At 73.0% G+C, this 22,261-nt stretch carries 19 protein-coding genes; 9 read left to right on the forward strand and 10 right to left on the reverse strand.

The features are described 5' to 3' along the window. Window positions 1-6: 6 nt before the first annotated feature. The 4 genes from AB0P03_RS15655 to AB0P03_RS15670 all read right to left on the reverse strand — a co-directional run bounded on the left by AB0P03_RS15655 (window position 7) and on the right by AB0P03_RS15670 (window position 3,565). Window positions 7-798 (reverse strand): hypothetical protein, encoded by a 792-nt coding sequence (locus AB0P03_RS15655; protein WP_363629293.1) that lies wholly within the window; start codon window positions 796-798, stop codon window positions 7-9. 207 nt (window positions 799-1,005) lie between these two features. Continuing rightward, complete coding sequence (gcvH, locus tag AB0P03_RS15660; protein ID WP_363629295.1) at window positions 1,006-1,401, reverse strand: glycine cleavage system protein GcvH; 396 nt, start codon at window positions 1,399-1,401, stop codon at window positions 1,006-1,008. Between the two features lie 116 nt (window positions 1,402-1,517). Then, the gene (locus tag AB0P03_RS15665) at window positions 1,518-2,273 is read right to left on the reverse strand and encodes an alpha/beta hydrolase (protein WP_363579953.1); all 756 of its coding nucleotides are present in this window, start codon (window positions 2,271-2,273) and stop codon (window positions 1,518-1,520) included. Window positions 2,274-2,338: 65 nt separating this feature from the next. Continuing rightward, window positions 2,339-3,565 carry an FAD-dependent oxidoreductase gene (locus tag AB0P03_RS15670; protein WP_363629296.1) on the reverse strand — a complete coding sequence of 409 codons (1,227 nt, stop codon included), beginning with the start codon at window positions 3,563-3,565 and terminating at the stop codon, window positions 2,339-2,341. 102 nt (window positions 3,566-3,667) lie between these two features. On the opposite strand from AB0P03_RS15670, the gene AB0P03_RS15675 reads away from it, so the two are divergent. Beyond that, window positions 3,668-4,441: a TetR/AcrR family transcriptional regulator gene (locus AB0P03_RS15675; RefSeq protein ID WP_363579955.1), complete on the forward strand. Its 774-nt coding sequence runs from the start codon at window positions 3,668-3,670 to the stop codon at window positions 4,439-4,441. A 113-nt stretch (window positions 4,442-4,554) separates the two neighbouring features. Here the strand turns inward: AB0P03_RS15675 and AB0P03_RS15680 are convergent, their stop codons facing one another. The 3 genes from AB0P03_RS15680 to AB0P03_RS15690 form a co-directional block, all read right to left on the reverse strand. Next, on the reverse strand, window positions 4,555-6,600 hold the full coding sequence (locus AB0P03_RS15680; protein ID WP_363629298.1) for a hypothetical protein: 2,046 nt from the start codon (window positions 6,598-6,600) through the stop codon (window positions 4,555-4,557). Window positions 6,601-6,848: 248 nt separating this feature from the next. Further along, a complete protein-coding gene (locus AB0P03_RS15685) occupies window positions 6,849-7,559 on the reverse strand; it encodes an MOSC N-terminal beta barrel domain-containing protein (RefSeq protein WP_363579957.1) in 711 nt (236 codons plus the stop codon). A gap of 128 nt (window positions 7,560-7,687) precedes the next feature. Further along, entirely contained in the window at window positions 7,688-8,431 is a 744-nt protein-coding gene (locus AB0P03_RS15690; protein WP_363617857.1) for a cyclase family protein, read from the reverse strand. A gap of 66 nt (window positions 8,432-8,497) precedes the next feature. On the opposite strand from AB0P03_RS15690, the gene AB0P03_RS15695 reads away from it, so the two are divergent. From AB0P03_RS15695 to AB0P03_RS15720, 6 genes are all read left to right on the forward strand, one after another. After that, window positions 8,498-9,172 (forward strand): UbiX family flavin prenyltransferase, encoded by a 675-nt coding sequence (locus AB0P03_RS15695; RefSeq protein ID WP_363629299.1) that lies wholly within the window; start codon window positions 8,498-8,500, stop codon window positions 9,170-9,172. Window positions 9,173-9,291: 119 nt separating this feature from the next. Beyond that, a complete protein-coding gene (locus AB0P03_RS15700) occupies window positions 9,292-9,750 on the forward strand; it encodes an Lrp/AsnC family transcriptional regulator (protein ID WP_063348891.1) in 459 nt (152 codons plus the stop codon). A gap of 3 nt (window positions 9,751-9,753) precedes the next feature. Continuing rightward, a complete protein-coding gene (locus AB0P03_RS15705) occupies window positions 9,754-10,761 on the forward strand; it encodes a threonine/serine dehydratase (RefSeq protein ID WP_363629301.1) in 1,008 nt (335 codons plus the stop codon). 121 nt (window positions 10,762-10,882) lie between these two features. Next, window positions 10,883-12,046 carry an aminofutalosine synthase MqnE gene (gene mqnE, locus AB0P03_RS15710; protein ID WP_063348893.1) on the forward strand — a complete coding sequence of 388 codons (1,164 nt, stop codon included), beginning with the start codon at window positions 10,883-10,885 and terminating at the stop codon, window positions 12,044-12,046. A gap of 111 nt (window positions 12,047-12,157) precedes the next feature. After that, window positions 12,158-13,393: a L,D-transpeptidase family protein gene (locus tag AB0P03_RS15715; protein WP_363629303.1), complete on the forward strand. Its 1,236-nt coding sequence runs from the start codon at window positions 12,158-12,160 to the stop codon at window positions 13,391-13,393. Window positions 13,394-13,651: 258 nt separating this feature from the next. Further along, on the forward strand, window positions 13,652-14,596 hold the full coding sequence (locus AB0P03_RS15720) for a beta-ketoacyl-ACP synthase III (protein ID WP_363579960.1): 945 nt from the start codon (window positions 13,652-13,654) through the stop codon (window positions 14,594-14,596). 215 nt (window positions 14,597-14,811) lie between these two features. Here the strand turns inward: AB0P03_RS15720 and AB0P03_RS15725 are convergent, their stop codons facing one another. Next, window positions 14,812-15,459, reverse strand: a complete 648-nt coding sequence (locus AB0P03_RS15725) for a TetR family transcriptional regulator (RefSeq protein WP_030055725.1) — start codon at window positions 15,457-15,459, stop codon at window positions 14,812-14,814. A gap of 436 nt (window positions 15,460-15,895) precedes the next feature. Here AB0P03_RS15725 and AB0P03_RS15730 point away from each other — a divergent pair, with 436 nt between their 5' ends. Further along, a complete protein-coding gene (locus AB0P03_RS15730) occupies window positions 15,896-18,307 on the forward strand; it encodes a PQQ-binding-like beta-propeller repeat protein (protein ID WP_363629304.1) in 2,412 nt (803 codons plus the stop codon). A 49-nt stretch (window positions 18,308-18,356) separates the two neighbouring features. Here the strand turns inward: AB0P03_RS15730 and galE are convergent, their stop codons facing one another. Beyond that, complete coding sequence (gene galE / locus AB0P03_RS15735; RefSeq protein ID WP_350876964.1) at window positions 18,357-19,343, reverse strand: UDP-glucose 4-epimerase GalE; 987 nt, start codon at window positions 19,341-19,343, stop codon at window positions 18,357-18,359. A 245-nt stretch (window positions 19,344-19,588) separates the two neighbouring features. On the opposite strand from galE, the gene AB0P03_RS15740 reads away from it, so the two are divergent. Beyond that, window positions 19,589-20,638: a trypsin-like peptidase domain-containing protein gene (locus tag AB0P03_RS15740; RefSeq protein WP_363629392.1), complete on the forward strand. Its 1,050-nt coding sequence runs from the start codon at window positions 19,589-19,591 to the stop codon at window positions 20,636-20,638. 120 nt (window positions 20,639-20,758) lie between these two features. Here the strand turns inward: AB0P03_RS15740 and AB0P03_RS15745 are convergent, their stop codons facing one another. After that, a complete protein-coding gene (locus tag AB0P03_RS15745) occupies window positions 20,759-21,928 on the reverse strand; it encodes a sensor domain-containing protein (protein WP_363580288.1) in 1,170 nt (389 codons plus the stop codon). Window positions 21,929-22,261: the final 333 nt, after the last annotated feature.

Here is a 22,261-nt window from a genome sequence, read left to right on the forward strand (position 1 = left end):
GCCGGGTCAGCGGAACAGCGCGGCGTGATCCGTGGCCCAGGTGCGGAAGTTGCGGGGCGGGTGGCCGGTGAGGTCCTGGACCGTCGTGGTGGCCGGGTTCGGGGTGGTGATGCGGGCGTGGATGAAGTCCAGTGCGCTGTCGACGACCGCTCCGGGCCGGCCGGTGGCGGACATGCGGCGGCGGGCCGCCTCGCGGGGGATCTCCTGCCACTTCACCGGGCGGCCGGCGGCCTCGCCGATGATGTCCACCTGTTCCGCCTGGGTGGGGCACTCCGGGCCGGTGAGCAGATAGCGCGCGCCGTCGTGGCCGTCCTCGGTGAGGGCGCGGACGGCGACCGCCGCGATGTCCCGCTCGTCCACCGGGTTCAGTCCGGCCGCGCCGCCGTAGCCCTGCACGGCGCCCCCGGAGCGGATCTCCTCCGCCCACTGGAGCGCGGCGGTGAACCCGTGCGCCCGCAGCACCGTGTGCCGGACCCCGCTCCCGGCGAGCAGCGCCTCCACCTCGCCCTCGACCCGGACGGCCGTCGAGGAGAGGAGCACGACCCGCCCGACCTCCCGGGCCAGCACCCCCACCGCGTCCGCCGCCTCGTCCGCCGTGGGGAACGGCCACCCCAGCAGCACCGCTCCCGCCCCCTGGACCGCCGCCTCCAGCGATGCCGGGTCGAGCAGGGCCCGCTGCGTCAGCGTCCGCACCCGCACCCCGGCGGCGGCGAGCTGCAGCCCGACGTGTCGCTCGACCGCTCCGGGGGCGCCGACCGCCAGCACAGGTGACGTGCCATCAACTCGCTTCTCTGTCATGTCTCGAACGTAGGCGAGAAGTATGAGACGCCCCATGCGTGCGGGTCTCCGGTTCATGCGCCATCGTCTACCAGGCGCGCGCCAACTCGCGTGCGCCCCCGAGTGCTTCGCGCACCGACCTCGCCCTGGCCTCCGCCGACTGACCGGGTGCCGGCTGCGCACAGGAAGTCGGCGAGTCCGACTTCCTGTGCGCTCGGCCCGGGGCGGCTACTCCGAACGGTCGGAGATGAAGGCCTCGTACTGGGCGGCCGTGAGCAGCTGCTTCAGCTCGTCAGGCCTGGTGGCGGTGAGCTCGACGATCCAGCCGTCGCCGTACGGGTCCGTGTTGATCAGCTCGGGCTCGTCGCTCAGGCTCTCGTTCACCGCGGTGACCGTTCCGGTGAGCGGCATGAAGAGCTCGCTCACCGACTTGACCGACTCCACCGTGCCGAACGCTTCGTCGGATTCGAGCTGCTTTCCCCCGGTGGGGATGTCGACGAAGACGATGTCACCGAGCTGCTTCTGCGCGAAATCGGTGATGCCCACCTGGGCCTTGTCCTTGCCGGTGGTCCGCACCCACTCGTGGTCCTTGGTGTACTTGAGGTCTTTCGGGACGTTGGCCATGGAGATCTCCGCGAGGTCGAGGTGACTGCACTGACGGATCGTCAGTCATGCGGAGGAGCCTGCTACAGGTCCCCGCCCCTCACCGCGAAGCGCACCCGGTCGGGTGAAGGCGGGTGTCAGTTGTGCAGGAAGGACTCCAGCGAGGTGGCCAGCGCCACCGGCGTCTCGTACATCGGGTAGTGGCCGCTGCCGCCGAGCTCCTCCAGTTCGGCGTTGGGGTAGTGGGCGAGCCAGGTGCCGCGCATCACGTCGGCGGTCAGGGCGAGGTCGTGTGCGCCCACGATCACCTTGACGGGGACGGGGTTTCCGCTGATGCGGCGTTCCAGGTCGGCCGTCGCCCAGTCCCGCACGTACCCGCCGAAGGCCTCGGGCGTGGAGAGTCGGAGCGACTGGTCGACCATGCGGTCCAGCCAGACCCGGCCCGCCCGCTGCCCGGTGACCAGGTCGAGGATCGCGTACCGCTTCTCGCGGTCCTCGGCGGCGCCGTAGAACAGCGCCTCGCCGTCCGCGTCCAGCGGGTAGGCCCCGGCGGGGACGGGTGCCAGGCCGACGAGCTTGCGCACCCGCAGCGGCGCCTCGGCCAGCACCTGCTGCGCGGCCTTGCCGCCCATCGAGTGGCCGATCAGCGAGAAGCGGTCCCAGCCGAGTTGGTCGGCCAGGGCGAGCGTGTCGGCGGCGATCTCGGCGAGCGTGTAGGAGCCGGTGACGTCCTTGCGCTCCCCGTAGCCCCGGTAGTCGAGGAACGCGTAGCTGAAGGCCCTGCCGTCGAGGTAGTCGAGGAAGGGCCCCCAGCCCGCGCTGGTGCCGAACCAGTCGTGCAGGACCAGGACGTGGTGGTCGCCGGTGCCGGTCGAGCGGTGAGGGATCGTCATGCCCTCGGTCCTTCCCCGGAAGCCTCCCGCCCGAACGGCCGGTCTCCGGCCCGTACGGCGGCCGGCTACGCCGGGGGTCGTCGGGCGAAGGCCGGGGCGTGTTCGGGGCGGGGGCCGAAGGCGATCAGGCGGGAGATGCCCAGCCGGACCGCCGGGACGTGGCGGACGAGCGCGGCGAATCCCATCGGCGGGCCGGACCGCCGGCCGGTGAGCGCCGGGACGAACATCACGCCGTGCAGAATCCGCTGCAGCCGCTGGATGACCACGGTCGGCATCTGGCGCCGCCGTTGCACCCGGGCGAGTGCGGCGGTGGTCGGGCGGCCGCGCAGCAGCGGTTCGGCGAGCAGGGTGGCGGCCGCGACGGCGTCCTGGATGGCGAGGTTGATGCCCACCCCGCCGGCCGGGGACATCGCGTGGGCGGCGTCGCCGATCAGCAGCAGGCCGTCGGTGTACCAGCGGTCCAGCCGGTTGAGCCGGGCGTCGAGCATGTGGACGTCGTCCATGCCCGCCAACTGGTCGACGCGGTCGGCGTACTGGGGCAGCAGCCGGGCGATCCGCTCGCGGAAGCGTTCCACGCCCTCGGCGCGCAGCTGCGGGTCGGAGCCCTTGGGCTTGAAGTAGGCGATCTGGAAGTAGCCGTCGCGGGCGATGCTGAGGGCCAGTTCGCCGTTGCCGAAGCCGGCGACGAGGCTGGGCGGCGCGGCCTGTTCCTCCGCGTGCCGGGGCAGGCGGAACCACCAGACGTCGAAGGGCACCGGGTACTCCTCGGCCACCAGACCGGCCGCCTTGCGCAGGGTCGAGTGTCGGCCGTCGGTGCCGACGGTGAGGTCGGCGCGGAGCTCGCCCTGCTCGCCGTCCCGGGTGCGGTAGCGCACGCCGGCCACCCGGCCGTTCTCCTGGATCAGCCCGGTGGCCTCGGTGTTCATCCGCAGGGTGAAGGTGGGTTCCTGCCGGGCTTCCTCGACCAGGAAGTTGAGCAGGTCCCACTGCGGCATCATCGCGATGTAGTTGTACGGCGCGGGCAGTCGGTCGTAGGCGCTCAGCGGGACTTGGCCGACGCCGGGAACCGGCACCACCAGGTTGCCGAGCCGGCTCTGCGGCAGCGCGGCGAACTTCCGGCCGAGGCCGAGTTCGTCCATCAATCGCACGGTGGAGGCGTGGACGGTGTCGCCGCGGAAGTCCCGCAGGAAGTCCCCGTGCTTCTCCAGCACGGTCACCTCGACACCCGCCCGGGCCAGCAGCAGGCCCAACATCATTCCGGCCGGTCCGCCCCCGGAGATCACGACGCTCATGGCTCTCTCCCTTGCTGTGCTCGGTTGATCACCTTCCGTGTGGAACTTGCATTTACAGAGTCTCTGGAACTGTCTCAGGTGTCAAGTAGTATGCTGCTTCACATGAAGGATCTGGTGGCGGCCGCCCTCGCGGCGGCGAAGGACCGGGGCCAGGACGTCGCGGACGTTCCGCTGACGGCGATCGCCGCGACGGCCGGAATCTCCCGCAGTACCCTGCTGCGCAGGCTCGGCGGCTGCCGGGCACCGCTGGACGAGGCGGTCCGGCAGGCGGGCGTCGACCCGGGCGGACGGCCGCCGGTACGGGAGCGCGCGATCGCGGCGGCAGCCGGGCTGGTGGCCGAACGCGGCCTGGGCGGGGTCACCCTGGACGCCGTGGCGGACCGCGCCGAGTGCTCGCTGCCCAGCCTGCACACCGTCTTCGAGGGCCGGGACGGCCTGCTCACCGCCGTCTTCCTCCAGTACGGCCCGCTGCCGGACCTGGAAGCGCTCGCCGCGAACCCGCCGGAGTGCCTGGAGGACACCGTCCGGGCACTCCACCGCGCCTTCGCCGCGGCCTTCGACCGCCGGCCCCGGGTCATGCCGGCGGTCTTCGCCGACCTGTTCGCCCGACCGGACGGCCCCGCCTCCCGGATGATGGCGGCCCACCTGCCGCGACTGTTCGACGGCCTCGGCCGGCTGCTGCTGCCGTACATCGAGGCAGGACGGCTGCGTCCGCTGCCGCTCCCGGTGCTGGTCCAACTGCTGTTCGGCCCGCTGGTCAACCACATCCTGCTGCGGCCGGTCCTCGAACCGGCCCTCGGCGCCGGACTGCCCTCGCTGGAGGAGTCCATCGACCTCTTCGCCGAGACCTACCTGCGGGCGGTCGCCCTGCCGTAGCGGCGCCGGGAGACTGCCTGATCCGTTCCTGGGCCCTGGGACGTGTCCCCCGGAAAGCGCCGAGCCCCGGCTCGCCGGGCGGAGCCGGGGAGCCGGGGCTCGGACGGGGGTGGTCAGGCGCTGCGGCGGCGGCGCGCGACGAAGAGCGCGCCGATGCCGCCGACGAGCAGGGCGGCGGCGCCCGCCGCGGTCCTGATGACGCCGTCCGACCCGGTGTGGGCGAGCTGGCCGCCCGCCAGCTGGGCGGCGGTGCCCGTGGTGCCCGTGGTGCCGGTGGTGTCGGTGGTGTCGGTCTCGTCGGCGGTGCCGGTGGTGTAGGTGGTCCGGATGACGGGGCCGGTGTCGACGCCGGAGGTGTCGGCGGTCGCGGCGGTGAGCTGGATCGCGCTGCCCTGCGGGCCCGCGTCGGCGGCGTGGGCGGTGCCCTCGTTGATGAGGGCGGACGGGTTGACGGCGGTCTGGCCGACCTTGGCCTCGGCGGTGTAGGCGAGGCGGACGTGCTTGGTGATGGTCGCGCCTGCCGCGAGGCCGTCGTCGCTGAGGAGGTAGCGGGCGGGGCCGCCGGACTGGGGGCCCGGGGTGCCGGGCACGGTCTCCCAGGCGCCGTCGGCCTTCTGCATCTCCAGGACGCTGTGCGGGTCGACCCACAGGATGGTGGCGAGCTTGCCGAACCGGGAGGCGCTGGGGTTGTCGACGGTGACGTCGAACTCGACCGGGGCGCCGCCGACGACGGCGGTGGTCGGCGCGTTCCTGAGCTGGACGGCCAGCGACTTCACCGCGACGTCCTTGGTGGCCTCGGCGAGCACGGTGTCCTCGGCCGCCGGGTCGACGACGGCGGAGTAGAGCTTGGTCGGCTGGTTGTAGCCGCCCGCGTCGTTGTTGCCCACGGCGGCGAGCCGCAGCTGGACGGTCCTGGTGGCGCCGGCGGGGACGGTCAGGCCGGTGACCTTGCCGCTGAAGTTGAAGGTCTTGTCGCTCTGCTTGAAGGTCAGCTCGACCGGCTTCCAGGTGCCGTCGGCGTCGCGGTACTCGATGGCGAACGCGTCGTGCACCCGGGCGTGCACGTTGCTCACGTTGAGCTTCAGGGTGAACGGGGCCTCGGCGGTGCCCGGGTTGGTGACGGTCTCGGAGAACTCGACGGGCTCGCCGCCGAACCCGATCGGGGACGGCTCCTGGACGGTCAGCGCCGGCTTGGTGGCGACCAGAGCGGCGGTGACGTCGATCGCGACGAACTGGGGGCCGACGATCGCCTGCATGGCCCCGCTGCCCTGGTCGACCATCGCCCACGGGTGGATGTAGACCGTGCCGAGCGGGGCGTCGGCGGTGAACGCGAAGCGGACGTGCCGGGTGTCGCTGCTGCCGGCGGCGATGGTCCTGTCGTCGGTGAGGTGGTACGTGACCCGGTCGGAGCCCGGCTGGCTGCTGGGGGTGCCGGTGATGTTCTCCCAGGTGCCGTCGGCCTTCCGCACCTGGAGCGTGCTGTGCTTGTCCGCCTCCACGACCTTGTCGACGGTGGTGTAGCGCGAGGCGCTGGGGTTGGTCACGGTGACGTCGAACTCGACCGGGGCGCCGCCGGCGACGGCGGTGGTCGGCGCGTCCTTGACCTGCACGGTGAGGGCCTTGGCCGCGACCTGGTCGGTGCTCTCGGCGAGGACGGTGGTGCCGGTCGCGTCGAGGACGGCGGAGCTGAGCGTGACGGTCGAGTCCTGGTTGGACCAGTAGGCGGCGAGCTCGGTGGTGAGGCGCAGCTGGACGGTCCTGGTGGCGCCGGCGGCGACGGTCAGGCCGGGGACGGTGTCGGCGACGGGCTTCCAGGTGCCGTCCGCGTCGCGGTAGTCGACCTTGATGGCGTGCGTCGCGATGGGGCCCGCGCCGCTCGTGCCGATCCTCAGGGTGAACGAGGCCTCGGTGGTGCCGGGGTTCGTGATGGTCTCGGTGAACTCGACCGGCTGTCCGCCGCGGCCGACCGTCGCCGGCGCGTTGACCTTCAACGACGGCTTGTCGGCCGTGGCCGGCGCGGCGGGGGCGGTCGCGGCGGCCGGTGCCTGGGAGGCGTACGCGGCGGGGGAGGACAGCACCGCGCCGGTGGCCAGCAGCACGCCGAGGGTGGCGGCGGTGAGGACGGTGGAGCGGGAACGACGGGCGCGGACAGCAGGCAAGGAAATACCCCCCGGGGTGTTCTGCCGTCGGTATTTCAGCCGCCGGCCGGTACATGTGGTGGAAGTCGGACCCGAAGTTCGAGGGCGTCGCCCCCAGCGCCTCTCGCGGTCCGGGTTCGGCGGGCTTCCCCGCCTCTCACTGACATAGACGTGCGGCGGCCGCTGGGGTTGCAGCTGATCCAGAAGTTTTTTCGAAAATCTCTGAGACCGTCCTGACCTGCGGTTCTTCTCCCCAGCTCCCGCCGGTCTCAGTGCAGCGCGAGCTCGTCGCCCACGCTCAGCCGCCCGGGGGCGGCGACCTCGGCGAGGGCGTCGAGCCGGCCGTCGTGGGCGTGCACGATCGCCTTGAGGATCTCGGGGGCGTGCGGCAGCCCCGGCTGCGGGGCGCCGGTCATCGCGCAGCGCTCGCTGGAGCGGACGAAGGCGAGGCGGGCGCCGGTGCCGCCGTGGCCCTCCCGGCCGAACCAGCGGTCCTCGACGAAGGGCGGGGTGCCCGGGGGCGTCCGCAGCAGGATGTTGGGGCGGAACCGGCGCTCGTCGACCACCGTGAAGGGGGCGGCCTCGCGGACCCAGTCCAGGGTGGCGGTGGTGAGCACGCTGACCGGCAGCTGGTCGAAGTGGGAGACGGCGTCCTCGCGGGCGAGTTCGACGTCCTCGCGCTGGAGGTAGGCGCGCAGGAACGCGGCCGGGTCGGCGACCGGGCGGCCGAGCGGGTCGAACAGTTCGGGGCCGTCGATCCGGTGGCCGAGGCGGGCGGAGAGGCGGAGCAGGCCGTCCATCCGGCGGAAGCGGCGGGTGTTCTTGCCCGAGCCGAGCTTGCCGTCCGCGTCGCGGACGGCGTAGAGGCGGTCGCCGGCCAGGCCGCGCTCGTCCACCTCGACGAAGTCGAGCCGTTCGCCGCCGGTGGACTTCACGGGGTAGCGCCAGAGTCGCTCGATCACTCCGATGATCTCTGCCATGGGCGGACAGCGTAGCGGCGGCGCCGGGGGATGGTCTAGACCAAGTCCCGTGCGGCGACTGGCCGGAACGGCCCAGGGCGTGTCTTCAAACCCCCGTCGGCGCGCGGGCGGGGGTTTGAAGACAGGTCCTAGCCCAGCCGTGCCACCGCCCGGACCGGCGCACCGTCCGCCGCCGCCAGCCGCAGCGGGAACAGTGACACCTCGACCGGCCGCCCGGCCTCCTGGGCGTCCAGCAGCGCCCGCAGATCGGTCAGGTTCTCGGCGATCACCCCGCCGCCGGGCGCCCCCAGCAGCACCCGGTGCGCGGCGAGGGTCGGCTCGTCGGCGCCGGGCTGGTCGTGCTCGTCGGTGAGGTCCGCGAGCAGCGCGGCGACCGCCGGGTCGCCCGGGCCCGGGTCGGGGGTGGGGTCGACGCTCAGCGCGTCCACCCCGACGGTCCGCACCCCGGCGGCGACGATCGCCTCGGCGGCGTCCGCGGTCAGGCTGGGGTGCGCGAGGTAGGCGTCGGTGCCCCAGTGCCGGGCCCAGCCGGTGGCGAGCAGCAGGACGGACCCCTCGCCGACGCGCGCCAGGGCGGGCGCGAGCAGCTCGGGGGTGACGGCGGCCCGGGGCTCCAGCCCGCGCAGGTCGGCGAGCACCGCGGGCCCGGTGAACCGCTCCAGCGGCAGCCCGTCCAGGGTCGGCCAGGTGACGTCCACGTGGTACGGCGCGTCCACGTGCGTCCCGGACTGCGAGCCGAGGTGCAGGGCCAGCACGTTCACCCCGGCGGTGGCGGTGGTGAGAGCGGGCTCCAACAGGACGGCCGGATCGCCGGGGTAGACCGGCATCGCGGTGGTCACCTGATGGGTGAGGTCGACGAGGGTCGCTGCCATGCCCCCATCCTTCCAGGGGAGCCCGCGGATGAGGCCCGACCGGGTGAGTCCGGATAGAAATGGGACATGGGAACAGTCAAGCGTCAGCCGTGGGTGGTCGGGGTCTCTGGTGCGTCGGGGACGCCGTACGCCGCCTCGGCGATCCGGGCGCTGCTCGCCGCCGGGGAGCCGGTGGACCTGATCGTCAGCCGAGCCGCCCGGCTCACCATCCTCGACGAGACCGGCATCTCCTTCCGGGACGCCCACTGGCGCGCCGACCTGGCCGCCTGGCTGGGCTCCGACGAGGGCCTGGACGACGTCCGCTACTGGCCCGCCGGGGACTTCGCGGCCGGCCCGTCCAGCGGCTCGTACCCGGCCAAGGGCATGCTGGTGGTGCCCGCGACCACCGGCGCGGTGGCCGGGATCGCGCTCGGCCTGAGCAAGGACCTGCTGCAGCGGGTCGCCAGCGTCACCCTCAAGGAGCGCCGCCCGCTGGTCGTGTGCGTGCGCGAGACGCCACTCAACGGGGTGACGTTGAAGCACCTGGTGGAGCTCGACGCGCAGGGCGCCGTCGTCCTCCCCGCCTCGCCCGGTTTCTACGCCGGCGGCTCGACCGTGCGGGAACTCGTCGACTTCGTGGCCGGCCGGGTGCTGGACGCGGTCGGCGTCCCGCATTCCCTGTACCTGCGCTGGGAAGGGGAGTTGGGGGCGGCGGCCCGCCGGGCCGACGAGAACGGCAGCGTGTCGACTGAGGGGGAGTGAGGAGGCCGGGGGCGGGAGAGTATCTTCTCTGCGATATCCGGGTTGTTCCGCGCATGGCGCCTTGGAATCCGGATAATGATCTGTGGGTCTGGTGAGGTTCGGAAGGACGCGGACGGTATATGGACACGGTGGACAGACAGCTCATCCAGGCGCTCCGGGAGAACGGCCGCGCGTCCTACGCCGAGCTGGGCCGGCTGGTCGGACTCTCCGGCCCGAGCGTCACGGACCGGATCAACCGACTGGAGCAGGCCGGCGTCATCACCGGCTACCGCGCGACGGTCAATCCGGCCTCGCTCGGCTTCGGCGTCACGGCCCTGATCGGCCTTCAGCTGACCGACGCCGCCGATCACGAGGACGTCGCGCACCGGCTCAAGGACCTCAACGAGGTCGAGGACTGCTGGTTCATCGCGGGTGACGACTCCTACATGCTCAAGGTCCGGGTGGCCGACGTGGCGGGCCTGGAGTCGGTGGTCAAGCGGATCTCGGGCACGAAAGGCGTGGCCCGCACCCGCACCACCGTCGTACTCTCCACGAAGTGGGAGAACCGGGTGAGCGAACTCCCTCCCGAAGGAGAGTGACGGATGGCACTGGTCGGTCTGGAGGAACTGCGCGCCGCTCGGCAGCGGATCGCGGGGGTGGCCGTGCGCACCCCGCTGGTTCCCGCCCCGTGGGCGGACGAGGGGGAGCGCCGGCTCTGGCTGAAGCCCGAGAACCTCCAGCCGACCGGGGCCTTCAAGACCCGCGGCGCCTACAACCGGCTGGCCGCGCTCACCGAGGCCGAGCGGGCCCGCGGCGTGGTCGCCCAGTCGAGCGGCAACCACGCGCAGGCGGTGGCGTACGCGGCGGCGCTGCTCGGCATCAAGGCCGTGATCGTGATGCCGGACACCTCGCCGGCGGTGAAGGTGGAGTCCACCCGGGGGTTCGGCGCCGAGGTGGTCCTGGTGTCGCCGGAGGAGCGGGACACCCTGCCCGCCGAGCTGGCCGAGCGGCACGGCTACGTCTGGGTGCCGCCGTACGACGACCCGTTCATCATCGCGGGCCAGGGCACGGTCGGCCTGGAGATCGCCGAGGACGCCCCGGCCGGGCTGGACACCGTCCTGGTGCCGGTCAGCGGCGGCGGCCTGATCTCCGGGACGGCGGCCGCGCTCAAGCTCACCCGCCCGGGCATCCGGGTGATCGGTGTGGAACCGGAGCTGGCCGCCGACGCCCAGGCCAGCTTCCGGGCCGGCCGCCGGCTGGCCTGGCCGGTCGCCGACACCTACCGGACCATCGCGGACGGCCTGCGCACCCCGTCGGTCGGCGAGCTGCCCTTCGAGCACCTGACCGCGTACGTGGACGACATCGTCACCGTCACCGAGGACGAGATCCGCGCCACCGTCGCCCTGCTGGCCCGTCGCGGCCGGCTGGTCGCCGAGCCCTCCGGCGCGGTGGCCCCGGCGGCCTACTTCCACCGCGCCGCCGAGGCCGGGGGCCGGGCGGTCGCGGCCGTGGTCAGTGGTGGCAACATCGACCCTGCGCTGCTCGCTGAGCTGCTGTCGGACCGTCCCGAGCCGAAGGGCGCGCCGGTGCCGAAAGCGACGAGCGACTAGCGCCGGAGGAGCGCCGGAGCGAGGAGCGTCGGCACCGGGTCGGAGCGGCCCGGAGGCGAGCGGACGAGTGACGTAGTCTCGGTCCGGCAAGGAATCGAAGTCGGAGGAGGCGGGGCACCGCATGGACGCAGGGCTGAAGCGCGAGCTGGAGGCGAAGGTCTACGCGGGTGAGCGGCTGACCCGCGAGGACGGGATCGCGCTCTACGAGAGCGACGACCTGGCCTGGCTGGGCGGTCTGGCCCACCACGTGCGGACGCGGAAGAACGGCGACGTCGTCCACTTCAACGTCAACCGCCACCTCAACATGACCAACGTGTGCAGCGCGTCCTGCGCGTACTGCTCGTTCCAGCGCAAGCCGGGCGAGAAGGACGCCTACACGATGCGCATCGAGGAGGCCGTCCGGCTCGCCAAGGCGATGGAGGTCGACTCCCTCACCGAGCTGCACATCGTCAACGGCCTGCACCCGACCCTGCCCTGGCGCTACTACCCGCGCTCGCTGCGGGAGCTCAAGGCGGCCCTGCCGAACGTCTCGCTGAAGGCCTTCACCGCCACCGAGATCCACTGGTTCGAGAAGATCAGCGGCCTGCCCGCCGACGAGATCCTGGACGAGCTGATCGACGCCGGCCTGGAGTCGCTGACCGGCGGCGGCGCGGAGATCTTCGACTGGGAGGTCCGCCAGCACATCGTCGACCACGACACCCACTGGGAGGACTGGTCGCGGATCCACCGCCTCGCCCACAGCAAGGGCCTCAAGACGCCGGCCACCATGCTGTACGGCCACATCGAGGAGCCCCGCCACCGGGTGGACCACGTGCTGCGGCTGCGCGAGCTGCAGGACGAGACCGGCGGCTTCCAGGTCTTCATCCCGCTGCGCTACCAGCACGACTTCCACGACTCCAAGGACGGCGTCGTGCGCAACAAGCTGATGGCCCGCACCGAGATGGCCACCGGCGCCGAGGCGCTGAAGACCTTCGCGGTCTCCCGGCTGCTCTTCGACAACGTCCCGCACGTCAAGGTCTTCTGGGTGATGCACGGCGTCACCACCGCCCAGCTGGCGCTCAGCCACGGCGCGGACGACATGGACGGCTCGGTGGTCGAGTACAAGATCACCCACGACGCGGACAACTTCGGCACCCCGAACAAGCTGGGCCGCGACGACCTGCTCGACCTGATCCGCGACGCCGGTTTCCGCCCGGTCGAGCGCAACACCCGCTACGAGATCATCCGCGAGTACGAGGGCCCGGACCTGGGGCGCCGTGAGGCCCCGCAGGCGATGCGCCTCTGACCGTCGACCTCCCCGCCGCCCGGGCCCCGGCCCGGGCGGCGGCGTTTCTTCACCGCCCCCGCACCTGCCCCGGGTTTACCAACCGGTACACCGTTTGGCAGGATCGGCGGTATGTCCGGTTCTCATCGCGCCACCACGTACCCGTCGTACGAGCCGATACCAGAGCCGGTGTACGGGGTGCCGCAGCAGCCGTACGGGGCGGGTGAGCCGTACCAGCAGCCCGTCCGGCAGGACCACTACGGCGAGTACGGGCAGCTCCCGCAGGCCCCTGACGGGTACTTCGAGGCGTACGAGCAGCCGTTCCAGCCGTCCCAGCCGTACGCCGCCGGGCCCGACCCGCTCGTCGCCCCCGAGCCGGTGTACGCCCCCGGGCCGGCGTACGACGTCGAACCGGTGTACGCCCCCGAGTCGGTGTACGACGCCGAACCGGTGTACGCGTTCGAGCCGGAGCCCGTCCGGCAGCCCACGCCCCCGCCCGTGGGCGCCCGGGCGGCCGCCCGGGGTCACCGCCGGAAGGCGAAGAAGAAGCGCCACGGCAAGGCGGTGATGGCCGGCACCGCGCTGCTGGTCGCGGCCACCGCCGGCTGGTACACCGTCGGCCAGGACGACGCCAAGCCCGTCGCCGCGACCGCCGACGGCCCCGGCCCGGAGGGCGTCAGCACGCCCGACCAGCCGGCTCCCGCCGCCCGGGCCGCCGCCGACCGGCAGACCCAGCCCCCGGCCGCCGACCGCAGCCAGGTCCGTTCGGACGGCTCGGTCGCCGCGATACCCGGCCTCGGCGCCGACTTCGTCGCGAAGATCCCCGCCGAGACCACCCAGGTGGTGCTCGCCTCCGGCCAGGACAAGAACGGCAACAAGAACGCCGTCACCCTGTGGACCCGCACCCCCGAGGGCCGCTGGCTGGCCGGCGAGACCTGGCAGGGCCACAACGGCAACAACGGCTGGACCGCCGACCACAACGAGGGCGACCTGCGCAGCCCGATCGGCGTCTTCGCGCTCACCGACGCGGGCGGCCGCAAGGCCGACCCGGGCAGCAAGCTCCCGTACGACAAGGACCCGAGCTTCGTGGTCTCCGGGACGGGCTTCTTCGGCGACCAGCTGGCCGGCTCCTTCGACTACGTGGTCGCGATCAACTACAACCGGGTGCCCGGAAACTCCCCGCTGGACCCGCGCCGCCCGATGGGGGCGAAGAAGGGCGGCGGGATCTGGATCCACGTCGACCACGACGGCCCCACCCACGGCTGCGTCTCGATCCCCGAGGACAAGATGGCCGAGCTGATCCGCACCCTGGACCCGGCGGCCCACCCGGTCATCGTGATGGGCGACGCCACCTCGCTCTCCGTCTGACCCCGGCGTTCCGGCCCCGGCCCGGCCCCGGCCACGGCCCGACACCGGCGTTCCGGCGGTGTCCGCGCGGCGTTCCGGGCGGTGCGGGGCCCGTCACCGGCGGCGGTGCCCGCCCCCTCGTCCGCCTCGGCGTCGACCCCGGCGCGTCCGGAGGCCAGTCGCCGCAACGCCCCTTGTGGGGCTCCTACAGATCGCGGGGGCGGATCCTGTAGCCGGGCGCGCCCCGCTGACCAGTGGGTAACCCGGTTCCATGGCACTATGAGCGGTTCGCGCATTGTGGCACTCGGCCACTACCAGCCCCCCAAGGTCCTCTCCAACGACGACCTGGAGGCGCTCGTCGACACCAACGACGAGTGGATCCGTAGCCGGGTGGGTGTCAGAACCCGGCACATCGCCGAGGGCGAGACCCTGGTCGACCTCGCCACCGAGGCCGCGCAGAAGGCGCTCGCCAAGAGCGGCCGGACGGCCGACGAGATCGACCTGATCGTGGTCGCCACCTGCACCGCGGTCGAGCGCAGCCCCAACACCGCCGCCGCCGTAGCCGCCCGGCTCGGCGTCCGGGCGCCCGCCGCGTACGACATCAACACGGTCTGCTCCGGCTTCTCGTACGCCCTGGCCACCGCCGACCACGCGATCCGGGCCGGCGCGGCCCGCCGCGCGCTGGTGATCGGCGCCGAGCGGATGTCCGACACGCTGGACTGGACCGACCGCACCACCTGCGTGATCTTCGGCGACGGCGCCGGCGCCGCGGTGGTCGAGGCCCAGGAGGACGGTGCCGAGCCCGGCATCGGCCCGGTGGTCTGGGGCTCCGAGCCGGAGAAGGGCGACGCCGTGGTGATCACCGGCTGGGACCCGGTGATCAGCCAGCAGGGCCAGTCGGTGTTCCGCTGGGCCACCACCCAGCTCGCCCCGCTGGCGCGCCGGGCCTGCGAGCAGGCCGGGATCGACCCGTCGGAGCTGAAGGGCTTCGTGCCGCACCAGGCCAACCTGCGGATCATCGACTCGATCGCCGCCAAGTTGGGCCTCACCGACGCGGTGGTGGCCCGGGACGTGGTCGACTCCGGCAACACCTCGGCCGCCTCGATCCCGCTGGCCTTCTCCAAGCTGGTCGAACGCGGCGAGCTGTCCCCGGGCGACCCGGTCCTGCTCTTCGGCTTCGGCGGCGGGCTCGCCTACGCCGGCCAGGTGGTCCGCTGCCCCTGACGGCGCGGAGCCGGGCGTCCGAGGGCCCCTGAGGGGCCGCAACGCGAACATGCCGGTGGGCGGGCACCCTGTGTGAGGGGTGCCCGCCCACCGGCATGTCTGGCGCGCGTGCGGTACGTCGGCGGACCTCCCCCGAGGACACGGCCGCCGTCCGTCGTACCCCGGACAGGAGGCCGGGGCTGCGCGCGGAGCGGATGGTCGGTTGAGCGGATGGTCTACTTGGGCGGCTTCTTGCCGGTGACGCCCAGGTACACCAGGGGAGCGAGGTTGGGCTTGAGGTCCTTGACCTTGACGCCCCAGGAGGTGAAGGCCTTCTGGTGCTCGGCCGCCGAGGCGAGCAGCGAGACCAGGGCCCCGGCGACGGCGTTCGGGTCGAGCGACTTGTCGGCCTGGCCCTTCGCCTGGAGTTCCTTGACGGCCTCCGCGAGCGGCTTGGCGACCGCGTTGAGGACCGTCATGCGGATCTTGAAGAACCGCTTGTCCCCTTCGGCGGCACCGAGCGTGACCACTCGGAGAATGGCGTCGTTCTTGCGCCAGAAGGCGAGGAATCCGTCGACCAGTTCTTCCGAAGTGGTCGGACCGGACTTCCCTGCCCAGGACTTTCCGGCCACCAGCTCTTTGAGGGTGTCGGCGTCCTTGGCCATTTCCTCGGCGATTTCGAGGACAGCGCCCTCGACATCCGGGAAGTACTGGTAGAAGGTCGCGGGGGAGGTACCCGCCATACGGGCGACGTCGATGACCTTGACGTCCCGGTACGGCGACGTGCTGAGCATCTCGCGGAGGCAGTCGAGCAGCTTCTGCCGCGTTTCCTGTCCGCGTCGCCCGGCGACGCGACCGTCGACGGTGCGAACTTGTCCTGTCATGCCGTCAGCTTACCGTGGCACGATCTTGGCGCGATTCGGTGATGCGACTATTACTCCGCACGGGGGGTTGCTATAGGGGCATGAACCACTTCGGACGGATATTCACCGCGCTCCGCAGGTGTCGTTGAAGCCCCCCCGTGTGCCTTTGACCCCACAGCGTGACGGCGAGTCCGCTGAGGGGTGGTCGAGTGACAGAGCGTGACGATCGGCGGCGTCGGAAGATCGGCGCCGAAGTGGAGGGTCCGGGCGTCCGGGTGCAAACCGCGGCCGGAACGGGCGTCAGAATCCGGCCGTTCCGTCATCACCGGCCGGACGGCGGCGCTCCCGGGGCCGCCGTCGGCTCTGGGCGGGGGAGGTTGGAGATGGGCCGGGCGGCATTGGAGAATCGGGTCCGGCACCACGCGGCGGGTGCGGAAAACGGGGAGGTGGCAGCGGAGTGGACCAGCTGACGGCGCACGATCCGAGGCGGATCGGGCCCTTCGAGGTGCTGGGGCGGCTCGGCGCGGGTGGGATGGGGCTGGTCTACCTGGCGCGCTCCGCCTCCGGCCGGCGGGTGGCCATCAAGACCGTCCGGGCGGAACTGGCCGAGGACGAGCTGTTCCGCGTCCGCTTCGCCCGCGAGATCGAGGCGGCCAAGACGGTCGGCGGTTTCTACACCGCGGCCGTGGTGGACGCCGACGCGGACGCCCGGGTGCCCTGGCTGGCCACCGCGTACATCCCGGCCCCCTCCCTGGAGGACCTGGTCGAGGAGTGCGGTCCGCTGCCGGTGGACGCCACCCGCTGGCTGATCGCGGGCATCGCCGAGGCGCTGCAGTCCATCCACGCGGCCGGGCTGATCCACCGGGACCTCAAGCCCTCCAACGTGCTGGTGGTCGAGGACGGCCCGAAGGTGATCGACTTCGGCATCGCCTCCGGCGTCTCCAGCACCCGGCTCACCATGACCAACGTCGCGGTCGGCACCCCCGCCTACATGTCCCCCGAGCAGGCCAAGGACAGCCGTAACGTCCGGGGCGCCAGCGACGTCTTCTCGCTCGGCTCGCTGATGGTGTTCTGCGCGACCGGGCACCCGCCCTTCGGCGGCTCCAACCCGGTCGAGACGGTGTTCCAGCTGCTGCGCGAGGAGCCGGACCTGTCCGGGATGCCGCGCGAGCTGATGGACCTGGTCCGCGCCTGCATGCGGCCCTCGCCCGAGCACCGGCCCAGCCCGGCGCAGATCCAGGCCGAACTGGCCCCGCACCTGTTCTCCCGGGACGACGCCGCCGGCGAGGTCGGCGACTGGCTCCCCGTGAACGCGCTGGAGCTGATCGAGCGCAAGCGTGGCCGCCGCCCGAGCGTGCCGCCCCGGGCCGTCCAGCTACCGGCCGGCGCGCCGCCGCCCCCGGCCGGGCCGCCGCAGGCCGGCCCGCTCCAGCCCCACCAGCCGCCGCAGCCGCACCAGCCGGTCCCGGTGCAGCGCCCCGGCCTGGACGACCCGCGCACCCGCCCGGGCGGGGGGCACGCGCCGCCGCCGTCCGGGCCGGTGCACACGGGGCCGCGGCGGGGCCCGGTGTCCGACGGCGAGATCCCGACCGCGAAGATCGCCTCCCCCAACAAGCACCGTGCGCCGGGCGGCGGCGGGGCCGTCGAGGTGCGGCTGTCCGGAGCCTCGGTGCGGATAGGCCCCGGGCCGCGGGCCGAGCACGAGCAGACCGGCCCGGGCACCGCCCCGGCCGAGACCGACTGGGTCCGCCGGGTCACCCCGCCGCCGGTGCCGGCCGCCCGCTGGCGCCCCTGGCGGTTCCGGATGTCCAACGACGTCTGGGGCACCCCCGTGGTCGCCGACGGCACGCTCTTCGTCTCCAGCTTCGAGGTGCACGCGCTGGACATCGCCTCCGGCGAGCGGCGCTACAAGACCCGGGACGTCGCCTGGGCGCTCGCGGTGGACGCCGGCCGGGTGCACGCGGCCGACGGCCCGCACCTGTACACCGTGGACGTCGCGGACGGCACCGAGCGCTGGCGCACCTCACTGGACGGCTGGGTCTACTCGCTCTCCGCCGCCGACGGGGTGCTGTGCTGCGGCGTCCGCGGCGGCGGCGTCCAGCTGCGCTCGGCCGCCAGCGGCGCCGAGCTGTGGCGGGCCGACGACGCCCAGCAGGACTACGAGAACCCGCAGTCCGGACCGGTCCTGGTGGCCGGCGCGGCCTACTACTACGGGGCCGGGCGGCTGCGCTGCGTCGACCCGCACGGCGCCGGCCTGCGCTGGTCCTTCCCGGTCGGCGAGGACGTGCCCTCGCACCCGGTCGAGCGCGGCGGCGTGCTGTACGTGACGGCCGGCTCCAGGGTGTACGCGCTGGACGCGGCCAGCGGGGCCGAGCGCTGGCGCTTCGAGGCCCCGGTGGTGCTGTTCACCCCGCCCGCGCTGGACGCCGACGCGGTCTACGTGGCCGACTACCTCGGGACGGTGTACGCGTTGGACGCGGCCACCGGCCGGGACCGCTGGCGCGGGGTCACCGGCAACCGCCAGGGCGCCGAGCCGGTGGTGGTCGGGGACGGCATGGTGCTGGTCGGCAGCGGCGGGGTGCTGTACGCCTTCGAGGCGGCGAGCGGCCGGGAGCGCTGGCGCTACACGGCGCGCGGCGAGATCGTCGGCTCCCCGGCGGTGGCCGACGGCCTGGTGCACCTGGGCAGCCGGGACCACTCGCTGCACACCCTGGACCTGGCGAGCGGTCAGCTGCGCTGGGAGCTCGGCACCAAGGGCGAGCTGACCGGCTCGCCGGTCGCGGTCGGCGGCCGGGTCTTCGTCGGCTCCAAGGACCGCTGCGTGTACGCGCTGGACGCCTTCTACGGCACGGCCGTCCCGGCGCGCTGAACCGGCGCGGCGGCGGGGCGGGCACCCCGCCGCCGTCGGACGCGTCCGGTCAGGCCTTGCGGGCCCCGGGGTGGCGGCTGCACCAGCCGTCCCACGCGGAGGCCACCATCTCCGCCACGTCGTGGCGGGCGCCCCAGCCCAGCTCGCGGCGGATCAGGTCGGCCGAGGCCACCACCCGCGCGGGGTCGCCGGCGCGGCGCGGGGTCACCTCGGGGGTGGTGTCGTAACCGGTGACCTTGCCGATCACCTCCAGCATCTCCTTGACGCTGACGCCCTCGCCGCGGCCGATGTTGAGCACCAGCGAGGTCTCGCCGGCCGGGTCGGCGGCCAGCCGCTTGGCGGCGGCGACGTGGGCCGAGGCGATGTCGGAGACGTGGATGAAGTCGCGGACGCAGCTGCCGTCCTGGGTCGGGTAGTCGTCGCCGAAGACCCGCGGGGCCTCGCCGGCGGTGAGCCGCTCGAAGACCATCGGGATCAGGTTGAAGACCCCGGTGTCGGACAGCTCGGGGGAGGCGGCGCCGGCCACGTTGAAGTAGCGCAGCGCCACGGTGGAGATGCCGTGGGCCTTCCCGGCCGCGGCGACCAGCCACTCGCCGGCCAGCTTGGTCTCGCCGTACGGGCTCATCGGGGCGCACGGGGTCGACTCGGTGACCAGGTCGACGTCCGGCATGCCGTAGACGGCGGCGGAGGAGGAGAAGAGGAAGCGCTTGACCCCGCCCTCGGCGGCGGCCTCCAGGACGGTCTGCAGGCCGATCATGTTCTCCCGGTAGTAGAAGAACGGCTGCTCGACGGACTCGCCGACCTGCTTCTTGGCGGCGAAGTGCAGGATGCCCTCGATCGCGTGCTCGCGGATGGCGGCGTCCAGGACGGCCCGGTCCAGGGTGGAGCCCTCGACCAGGGCGACGCCCTCCGGCAGGCGGGAGGCGTCGCCGGTGCTGAGGTCGTCCAGGACGGCGACGCGCTCACCGGCGTCGAGCAGCTGGCGGACGACGTGCCCGCCGATGTATCCGGCACCGCCGGTGATCAACCAAGTCATGGGCCGATTCTAGGGTGTTCGGGTTTCCGTGGTGAGTGCCGGGCGAGTCGAGCCGTCAAATCGGACAAATCGGTGAAATGCTGACAAAGATTTCCGTGCTCCCAGCGTGGTGACGAATCGGAGGCAGCCAGGTGAGCCGAAAGAAGGAACACGCCCGCCCCCTGCCGGCCGGGCCCCGGCCGACCGGACCCAGGACGGTCCACGGCCGGCTGCTCGTACCCGGCGCGGTGGCCGTACTGACCGCGCTGGCGCTGGCCGGGTGCAGCAGCGGCTCCTCCACGTCCGCCTCGTCGGCCGCGGGCTCCCCGTCGGGCTCCGGCTCGGCCAGGCCGGCCTCGTCGGCCCCCGCGCGGTCGGCCGACGGGAACCAGTTGCAGGACGACTACCAGCGGGTCATCGCCGACGTGCTGCCCTCGGTGGTGCAGATCACCACCGGCGACAGCCTCGGCTCCGGGATCGTCTACGACGACAAGGGCGACATCGTCACCAACGCCCACGTGGTGGGCACCGCGACCACCTTCACCGTCACCCTCGCCAACAGCACCAGGTCGCTGGACGCCACCCTGGTCGGCAGCTACCCCGACACCGACCTCGCGGTGATCAAGCTGAGCAGCCCGCCGAGCGGCCTCAAGCCGGCCGCCTTCGGTGACTCCGGCAAGGTCCAGCTCGGCCAGATCACCCTGGCCATGGGCAGCCCGCTCGGCCTCTCCAGCAGCGTCACCCAGGGCATCGTCTCGGCCACCGGACGGACCGTCTCCGAGCCCAGGGGCGGCGGCTCGCCCGGCGCCACCATCGGCAACATGGTGCAGACCTCGGCCGCGATCAACCCGGGCAACAGCGGCGGCGCGCTGGTCAACCTGGACAGCCAGGTGATCGGCATCAACACGCTCGCGGCGACGGAGCCCGAGGCCAACGGCGCGGCCGCGCCCGGCATCGGCTTCGCCATCCCGGCGTCCACCATCACCAACATCACCGACCAGCTGATCAAGCAGGGCAAGGTCACCAACTCCGGCCGGGCCGCGCTCGGCATCACCGCCCGGACCAGCTTCAACCAGCAGTTCAAGCCTGCCGGCGCGGTCATCGTGGCGGTCACCGCGGGAGGCCCGGCCGCCTCGGCGGGGATGCAGGCCGGCGACGTGATCACCAAGATCGGGGACGCCGCGGTCGACTCGCTGAACGCGCTCACCACCGCGCTCGCCTCGCTCACCCCGGGCGACAAGGCCACCGTCGCCTACACCAGGGACGGCAGCAGCCAGACCGCCGACGTCACCCTCGGCACCCTGGAGACCCCCTAGGGGCCCGTCCGGCCGGGCCGCACGCCGCGCAAGGGCTCCGCGGACCGGCCGCCCCACCGGACCGGCGCCGGGACCTCGTCACTGCCTCGACGAGGTCCCGGCGCCGTGCCGCGCTCCGGTTCAGCGGCGGGCGGTGCGGGTGCGCCAGGGAAGTTCGACGGTGATGCTGCTCGGGCCGCCCTCCGGGCTCTGCACCAGGAGCACGCCGTCCACCGCGCGGATCCGCTCGGTCAGCCCGGCCAGGCCGCTGCCCGGGTAGGGCGCGGCGCCGCCCTTGCCGTCGTCCTGGACCAGCACCATCAGCTGGTTGTCGGAGCGCCAGACGTCGACCGAGGCGGTGCGGGCCCCGGCGTGCTTGGAGACGTTGGTCAGCAGCTCGCTGACGGTGAAGTACGCGATGCCCTCGACCGCCGAGTCCGGGCGCTCGGCCTGGCCGTCCGGCCCCTTCAGGTCGACGTTCACCTTGACCCCGCCGGGGACGGTGCAGCGGGCGGCGACCGCGGACAGGGCCGCGTCCAGGCCGCGGTCGGTGAGCACCGCCGGGTGGATGCCCCGGGCCAGGTCGCGCAGCTCCTGGAGGGCCAGCTTCACCTCGCCGTGCGCGTTGTCGACCATCTTCGTGGCGGCCGCCACGTCGTCCTCGGTCTCGACCTCGCGCAGCCGCTCCTTGGCCATGCCCAGGTCCATGGCCAGCGCGACCAGGCGGGCCTGGGCGCCGTCGTGCAGGTCGCGCTCGATCCGGCGCAGGTCGGCGGCGGCGGTGTCGACCACCGTGCCTCGGTCGTCCTCCAGCTCGCGCACCCGCTCGGCCAGGGCGCCCGGGAAGAGTAGCGACTCGATCAGGATCCGGTCGATCGCCGCCAGCGCCCGGATCACCCAGGGCAGCACCGGCCACATCACGGTGACCGCGACCAGGGTCACCGTGAAGCTCAGGATGCCCCAGGGCAGCATCAGCACGTTGTAGAGCGCCGAGCGCCAGTTCAGCAGGTCGGTCAGGTGGGCGATGGTGAAGCCCACCACCCCCGGCCGGCGCGGCTGCACCGGCTCCGGCTCGTGGATCGCGGAGTCGTACGCCGCCCGGGCCCGCCGGCGGCCCAGCCCGCCCAGGGCGCGGGAGACGGCCAGCCCGCCGGCCAGCAGCGGCAGGCCGACCACGGTGATCGACATCCCCAGCCCGGCCGTGAGCGTGATGGCGGTGAGCGCGAAGCCGGCGACGCCGAGCGGCAGGTTGAGCAGCAGCTGGCCGACCTGCCGCCACATCCGCGCACCGTACAGCGGCGAGCGGCCCATCTGAGCGTCCTGCTCCTTGATGGCGTCCACGGTGCGGCGGTGCAGCGGCTTCATCTGGATCTACCGTCCCTCTTGGTCGAGCTGGTGGACCAAGCTTCCCGAACCCGGGGCGGAAGATGCCATGGGGGTGATACATCTTCCGGGACGGGGGTTATCCCTACCCCCGTCCTGGTCGTCGGGCCACTGCCCGGTGCTCGCGGGAGTGTCCACCGGACGTCTTGCGGAGCGGGCAGGGTTCGGGCGGAGCGGAGCCGTCCCCTTAGACTCACGCATTGGCCATGATTATGACCGTGCGAGGAAACGTCGTAGAACTGCCTTGAGGGGCTGTTCACG

The organism is Kitasatospora sp. NPDC088779 (assembly GCF_040685395.1).
In the GTDB taxonomy this organism is placed as follows: Bacteria; Actinomycetota; Actinomycetes; order Streptomycetales; family Streptomycetaceae; genus Kitasatospora.